The following is a 4303-nucleotide window of genomic DNA, read 5'->3' as shown; positions in this document are numbered from 1 at the left end:
CTGGAACGCCATGGCGGTCGTCGTGCGGCGCAACAAGGAATCCAGCGAATACGGCGGCCACATCGCATCCTACGCCTCGTCGGCGGTGATGTACGATGTCGGATTGAACCACTTCTGGCGGGCGAAATCGGCGATCCACGGCGGCGATCTGGTGTTCTTCCAGGGCCACGCGGTCCCCGGCATCTACGCGCGCTCGTTCATGGAGGGCCGGATCACCGAGGAGCAGATGCTGAACTTCCGCTCCGAGGTGGGCGGAGGCGGGCTGTCCTCCTACCCGCACCCGTGGCTGATGCCGGATTACTGGCAGTTCCCGACCGTCTCGATGGGCCTCGGCCCGCTGATGGCGATCTATCAGGCGCGGTTCATGAAATACATGCACAACCGCGGCCTGATCGACATGGTCGACCGCAAGGTGTGGTGCTTCCTGGGCGACGGCGAGATGGACGAGCCCGAAAGCCGCGGCGCCATCGACCTGGCGGCGCGCGAGAGCCTCGACAACCTGATCTTCGTCATCAACTGCAACCTGCAGCGCCTGGACGGGCCGGTCCGCGGCAATGGCAAGATCGTGCAGGAACTGGAAGGCAACTTCCGCGGCGCCGGCTGGAACGTCATCAAGCTGCTGTGGGGCAAGGGCTGGGACCAGCTGCTGGAAGCCGACACCACCGGCCGTCTGCGGCAGTTGATGGACGAAACCGTGGACGGCGACTACCAGACCTTCAAGTCGAAGGACGGCGCCTATATCCGCAAGCATTTCTTCGGCAAGTATCCCGAGACCGCGGCGCTGGTCGAGGACTGGACGGACGAGCAGATTTGGGCGCTGAACCGCGGCGGCCACGACCCCGAGAAGGTCTACACCGCCTACCGTAAGGCCACCGAGACGAGGAACCAGCCGACCTGCCTGCTGATCAAGACGATCAAGGGCTATGGCATGGGCTCGGCCGGCGAGGGCCAGAACATCACCCACCAGCAGAAGAAGATGGCCGAGGAGCAGTTGCGCGCCTTCCGCGACCGCTTCAAGATCCCCGTCTCGGACGAGGATCTGCCCAAGGCGCCGTTCGTGGCGCTGAACAACGCGCAGAAGGCCTATCTGGCGGATCGCCGGAAAGAGCTGGGCGGGGACTTCCCGAAACGCAACCCGCAGGCGCCGAAGCTGGAAATCCCGCCGCTGGAGACGTTCAAGGCGCAACTGACCGGCACGGGCGAGCGTGAGATCTCGACCACCATGGCCTTCGTGCGGATCCTGACGACGCTGATCCGCGACAAGGAGCTGGGCAGGCATATCGTGCCGATCGTGCCGGATGAAAGCCGCACCTTCGGGATGGAGGGGCTGTTCCGCTCGATCGGGATCTACAACCCCGAAGGCCAGCTCTACACGCCGGAGGACCGCGAGCAGATGTCCTACTACCGCGAGGCGGTGGAAGGGCAGGTGCTTCAGGAGGGGATCAACGAAGCCGGCGCCATGGCCGACTGGATCGCGGCGGCGACGTCCTATTCGAACCACGGCGTGCCGATGATCCCCTTCTTCATCTACTATTCGATGTTCGGCTTCCAGCGGGTGGGCGACCTCGCCTGGGCCGCGGGCGACAGCCGCGCCCGCGGCTTCATGCTGGGCGGGACCGCCGGGCGCACCACGCTGAACGGCGAGGGGTTGCAGCACGAGGACGGCCACAGCCACATCCTCGCCGGCACCATCCCCAACTGCATCACCTACGATCCGACCTTCCAGCACGAGGTGGCGGTCATCGTCCACAACGGGCTGCAGCGGATGTATCGGGATCAGGAGGACGTGTATTTCTACATCACCCTGATGAACGAGAACTACAGCCACCCGGACATGCCCGCCGGCTGCGAGGAGGGCATCATCCGCGGCCTCTACCGCCTTCGCAAGGCTGCCTCGCCGGGCGAGCGGCATGTCAACCTGATGGGGTCGGGCACCATCCTGATGCAGGCGCTGCAGGCCGCCGAGATGCTGGAGGCCGATTTCGGCGTCACCGCCGACATCTGGTCGGCCACCAGCTTCAACGAACTGGCCCGCGACGGCCAAGACGCGGCGCGCTGGAACCGGCTCAATCCACTGGCCGAGCCGCGCGTGGCCTATGCCACGCAGGAGCTATCGAAGGCGAAGGGGCCGATCATCGCCGCCACCGACTACATGAAGAACTACGCCGAGCAGATCCGCGCCTTCGTGCCGGGCCGCTACACGGTGCTGGGGACGGACGGCTTCGGCCGTTCGGACAGCCGCGCGAACCTACGGCGCTTCTTCGAGGTGGACGCGAACCACATCGCCGCGGCTGCCATGGTCGATCTTTTCCGCGAGGGGGCGATCGACGAGGCCACGCTGCAGGCCGCCCTGAGCAAGTACGACATCGACGGCGACAAGCCCAATCCCCGGCTGGTCTGATCGGGAACGAGGAGGAACCCCATGGCAATCGAAGTGAACGTTCCCGACATCGGCGACTTCAAGGACGTCCCGGTCATCAGCATCCTCGTGAAGATCGGCGATACCATCGCCGTCGAGGACCCGCTGATTGAGCTTGAATCGGACAAGGCGACGATGGAGGTTCCGAGCCCCGTCGCCGGCAAGGTCGCCGCGATCTCGGTCAGCGAGGGGGACAAGGTCTCGGAAGGCGCGCTGATCCTGACCGTCGAGGCCGAGGGGGTGACGGCCGCCTCGGCGCCGGCGCAGGATGCCCCGGACCAGCCCACCCCGCCGGCGACGCCCGCCGCGGCACCGGCTGCTGCCCCGGCTGCGGCTCCGGCGGCGCCGTCAGGGGGCGGCATCACCGACAGCGGCTTCGGCAAGGCCCATGCCTCGCCGTCGGTGCGCGCCTTCGCCCGCCAGCTTGGCGTGGACCTGTCCAGGGTGAACGGCAGCGGTCGCAAGGGCCGCATCCTGCGCGAGGACGTGGCCGCGGCCCTCAAGTCCACGGCCGCCCCCGCCGCCGCGGCGGGCGGTGCACAGGGCGGCATGGGCATCCCGCCGATCCCAGTGGTGGACTTCTCGAAGTTCGGCCCCGTCGAAGATGTCGAGATGCCGCGCATCAAGAAGCTCTCAGGACCCGCGCTGCACCGGTCGTGGCTGAACGTGCCGCACGTCACCCATAACGAGGAAGCCGACATCACCGAGATCGACCGATACCGAAAGGAGCTGGACGACGAGGCCAAGAAGGACGGCTACCGCGTCACGCTGCTGTCCTTCGTCATCAAGGCCAGCGTCTCGGCCCTGAGGAAGCATTGGGAGTTCAACTCCTCGATCCATCCCGACGGCGACAAGCTGATCCGCAAGTCCTACTACAACATCGGCTTCGCGGCCGATACGCCGACCGGCCTTGTCGTCCCGGTCATCAAGGACGCCGACCGCAAGGGGATCATCGAGATCTCGAAGGAGCTGGGCGAGCTCAGCGCCAAGGCCCGCGGGGGCGAGCTGAAGTCGCAGGACATGCAGGGCGCGACCTTCACCATCTCGTCTCTGGGCGGCATCGGCGGCACCTCGTTCACGCCGATCGTCAACGCGCCCGAGGTGGCGATCCTGGGGCTGACGCGGTCGCGGATGGCGCCGGTCTGGGACGGCGAGCAGTTCGTGGCGCGCAACATGCTGCCGATGTCGCTCAGCTATGACCATCGTGCGGTGGACGGCGCGCTGGCCGCCCGCTTTGCCGCGACGCTGAAACACCTGCTCGGCGACGTGCGCCGGATCATGCTGTGAGGGAGGGGCTGGCCATGGAAGTCAAGGTTCCCGATATCGGCGATTTCAAGGACGTGCCGGTCATCAGCATCCTCGTCGCCGTGGGCGACGAGGTGGCGCAGGAAGCCCCGCTGATCGAGCTTGAATCCGACAAGGCGACGATGGAGGTGCCCTCGCCCGCCGCGGGGCGGGTTGCCGCGATCGCGGTGAAGGAGGGCGACAAGGTCTCGGAGGGATCGCTGATCCTGACGCTGGAGGCCGTAGGCGCAGGCGCAGGTGCAGGCGCAGGTACGGGCGCGGGCACGGGCGAGGTGGAGCCGCGCAACAAGGACAGTGGCTATGGCGGGCGCGGCGGTCCGGCCGATGTCCCGGCCGCGCCGCAGCCCGCCCCGGCGGCGGTTCCGGCCTCGGCGCGCGGCGACGTCCACGCCGAGGTCGTGGTCCTCGGCTCCGGCCCCGGCGGCTATACCGCCGCGTTCCGCGCGGCGGACCTCGGCAAGAAGGTGGTTCTGATCGAAAGGAACCCGAGCCTCGGCGGGGTCTGCCTGAACGTGGGCTGCATTCCCTCCAAGGCGCTGCTGCACGCCGCCAAGGTCATCACCGAGGCCGAGGAGATGG

General features: G+C 67.2%; 3 protein-coding genes. All 3 read left to right on the top strand.

Annotated elements, in window-relative coordinates; all coding sequences use genetic code 11:
- A partial coding sequence (gene aceE / locus Q4F04_RS14645) for a pyruvate dehydrogenase (acetyl-transferring), homodimeric type (RefSeq protein WP_303370537.1) occupies positions 1 to 2401 on the top strand: 2401 nt, incomplete at its 5' end.
- A 21-nt stretch (positions 2402 to 2422) separates the two neighbouring features.
- A complete protein-coding gene (gene aceF / locus Q4F04_RS14640) occupies positions 2423 to 3706 on the top strand; it encodes a dihydrolipoyllysine-residue acetyltransferase (RefSeq protein WP_303370536.1) in 1284 nt (427 codons plus the stop codon).
- Between the two features lie 14 nt (positions 3707 to 3720).
- The coding region (locus tag Q4F04_RS14635; RefSeq protein WP_303370535.1) for a biotin/lipoyl-containing protein at positions 3721 to 4303 on the top strand (583 nt) is incomplete at its 3' end.

It is taken from the genome of Paracoccus sp. (in: a-proteobacteria), assembly GCF_030536915.1.
GTDB lineage: Bacteria > Pseudomonadota > Alphaproteobacteria > Rhodobacterales > Rhodobacteraceae > Paracoccus.
Note: the sequence above shows the minus strand (reverse complement) of the source record. Positions and strands in the feature narration are given on the sequence as shown.